The organism is Roseivivax lentus (assembly GCF_900156805.1).
Classification (GTDB): Bacteria; Pseudomonadota; Alphaproteobacteria; order Rhodobacterales; family Rhodobacteraceae; genus Roseivivax; species Roseivivax lentus.
This window is the reverse complement of record NZ_FTOQ01000039.1, coordinates 1-1,974: the sequence shown is the minus strand read 5'-3', so window position 1 is coordinate 1,974 and position 1,974 is coordinate 1. Positions and strand designations below refer to the sequence as shown.

The following is a 1,974-nucleotide window of genomic DNA, read 5'->3' as shown; positions in this document are numbered from 1 at the left end:
CCGCGGTTCATGCGGTTTTCGATGAGGTCTTCGACGACCTCGGGTTCGGCGAGGGTGGAGGTGTCGCCGAGGCTGCCGTAATCGTTTTCGGCGATCTTGCGCAGGATGCGGCGCATGATCTTGCCGGAGCGGGTCTTGGGCAGGCCCGGCGCCCATTGGATGAGGTCCGGCGAGGCGATCGGGCCGATTTCCTGGCGGACCCAGTTGCGCAACTCCTTGCGCAGCTCGTCCGAGGGCTCCTGGCCCGACATCAGGGTCACGTAGCAATAGATGCCCTGGCCCTTCACGTCATGCGGATAGCCCACGACCGCCGCCTCGGCGACCGCGTCATGGCTGACCAGCGCCGATTCGACCTCCGCCGTGCCCATCCGGTGGCCCGAGACGTTGATCACGTCGTCGACCCGGCCGGTGATCCAGTAATCGCCGTCGGCATCGCGGCGGCAGCCGTCGCCCGAGAAGTAATAGCCCTTGTATTGCTGGAAATAGGTGTTCTCGAACCGCTCGTGATCACCCCAGACGGTGCGCATCTGGCCGGGCCAGCTGTCGGCGATGGCTAGAACGCCCTCCGCGGGATTGCCGTCGATCTCCTTTCCGCTTTCCGCCTCGAGCACGACGGGCTTAATCCCGAAGAACGGCTTCATCGCCGCGCCGGGCTTGGTGGCATGCGCGCCGGGCAGGGGGGTCATCAGGTGCCCGCCGGTCTCCGTCTGCCACCAGGTGTCGACGATGGGGCAGCGGCCGCCGCCCACCACGTCGTTGTACCAGGTCCAGGCCTCGGGGTTGATCGGTTCGCCCACCGTTCCGAGGAGTCGCAGCGAGGATAGATCGCATTTCGTTACGAATTCGTTGCCCTGGCCCATCAGCGCGCGAATCGCCGTGGGGGCGGTGTAGAACTGGTTCACCTTGTGCTTCTCGCAGACCTGCCAGAAGCGCGAGGCATCCGGGTAGGTGGGCACGCCCTCGAACATCAGCGTCGTGGCGCCATTCGCGAGCGGACCATAGATGATGTAGGAGTGCCCCGTGACCCACCCCACATCTGCGGTGCACCAATAGACGTCGCCGTCATGGTAATCGAAGGTGATCTCGTGGGTCAGGGCGGCGTAAACCAAATATCCACCAGTTGAGTGCACAACCCCCTTGGGCTGGCCGGTCGAGCCGCTCGTATACAGGATGAAAAGGGGATCTTCGGCGTCCATGGCTTCGGGCGCGCATTCGTCGGAGGCGTCCGCCAGCGCCGCCGTCACATCGATGTCGCGCTCCGCGTTCCAGGCGATGTCGCCGCCGGTGCGGCGCACGACCAGGCATTTGACCGACGCGTCGCAATTGGCCAGCGCCTTGTCCGCATTGGCCTTGAGCGGGGTCTTCTTGCCGCCGCGCGGGGCCTCGTCGGCGGTGATGACGCATTTCGCGTCCGAGCCGTTCACCCGCTGCGCCAGCGCATCGGGCGAGAAGCCCGCGAAGACGATGGAATGGATCGCGCCGATGCGCGCGCAGGCGAGCATGGCATAGGCGGCCTCGGGGATCATCGGCAGGTAGATCACCACGCGGTCGCCCCGGGCCACGCCCTGGTCCTTCAGCACGTTGGCCATCCTGGCCACGTTGCGCGCCAGGTCGCGATAGGTGATGTGCTGCGCGCCCTCCTCGGGGTCGTCGGGCTCCCAGATGATAGCGGTCTGGTCGCCGCGGGTCTCGAGATGCCGGTCGACGCAGTTCGCCGCGACGTTGAGCTGGCCGTCCTCGTACCACTTGATCGAGACGCTGCCGTAATCGAAGTTCACGTCCTTGATCTTCGTGGGCGCCCGCATCCAGTCGATCCGCCCGGCCTGCTCGGCCCAGAAACCCTCGGGATCGGCGATCGACCGGGCATACATCGCGTCGTATTTCGCCGCATCCACATGGGCATGCGAAACGAAATCCGCGCTCGGCGCAAAGGTCTCGTTCGGGTCGTGATGGCTCATGGTCTCGCTCCTCCTT

At 65.6% G+C, this 1,974-nt stretch carries 1 protein-coding gene; it reads right to left on the bottom strand.

From position 1 onward, the window contains the following. Window positions 1-1,958 (bottom strand): acetate--CoA ligase (gene acs / locus BW990_RS20885; protein WP_076451415.1); only part of this gene is annotated, 1,958 nt, incomplete at its 3' end. Between the last annotated feature and the right edge of the window lie 16 nt (window positions 1,959-1,974).